The organism is Pseudaeromonas pectinilytica, assembly GCF_054780855.1.
The window spans coordinates 1-922 of sequence record NZ_BAAGVN010000189.1; the positions used below are offsets into that span (position 1 = coordinate 1).

Annotated in this window: 1 protein-coding gene and 1 pseudogene; both read right to left on the reverse strand. The window is 57.7% G+C overall.

Going from position 1 to position 922, the window contains the following annotated elements:
• Positions 1-278: pseudogene (locus ACYVG7_RS10130) on the reverse strand (efflux RND transporter periplasmic adaptor subunit); the annotation flags it as partial.
• Complete coding sequence (locus ACYVG7_RS10135; RefSeq protein WP_004393990.1) at positions 275-883, reverse strand: TetR/AcrR family transcriptional regulator; 609 nt, start codon at positions 881-883, stop codon at positions 275-277. The gene ACYVG7_RS10135 and the pseudogene ACYVG7_RS10130, both read right to left, overlap by 4 nt.
• Positions 884-922 lie beyond the last annotated feature (39 nt).

The following is a 922-nucleotide window of genomic DNA, read 5'->3' on the forward strand; positions in this document are numbered from 1 at the left end:
CCGAGCACCTGTCCGGCCTTGACCTGGTCGCCTACATGCACCTCCAGGCGTTTGACGCGCCCGGCAAACGTCGGCCCGATCTTGTAGGTGTAGCGCGCCTCCACCGTGCCGATGCCGAACAGCGCCGGTGTGATAGCCCGTGATTCCACGCTTGCCACCGTCACAGCGACCGGGGCGAGCGGCCCTGATCGCAGACCGACATAAATAAAAAGCACCAGCAAAGGAATGATGACGGCAAGCAGCGCCAGGGTGCGGCCTTGCAAGGGTAACTTTTTCATTGCGCACTCCTTATGCCACGCCGATAAATTGCAAAGACGCGCGGCGCATCGCGGTGCATACGTCCCACATCACCCGCCAACAGCGATTGCATGACCAAGCCCTGGATCGTGCCAATGAACAGCGTTGCCGCCGCCTCGTTGTCAAGCGAGGGAGACAACTCGCCGCTGGCCTTGCCTTTCTCGATGAGACGATGCAAACGTTCGCCGTAGCGCTGAATCAAGGTTTGCACCATGCGCTTGGCCGGTGTCGATTCGGCACGCTGAAGCTCACCAAACATCATTCTTGGCACGCCTGGGTGCTCAGCTACGAATTCGATATGACTCATGAACATCGCCTCCATGGCTGCCAAGGGCGACTCGATTCCTTGTGCGGATCGATCGATTCTGGCTAATAGGCGCTCTGCTACCCACTCCATGACCGCCTGCCAAATGGCTTCCTTGTTCGGGAAGTGCCGAAACAGCGCACCCTGGGTCAAGTTCATGTGTTTAGCGATAGCCGCAGTGGTTATCTCGCTTGGGTTTTGTGAACCGGCAAGCGCCACGACGGACTCGACAGTTACGGCACGACGTTCATCGGCCGGCAGATGCTTTGGATGGGTGTCCACGAGCACTCCCTGTAAGATAGTAATTAATTACTATCTTAC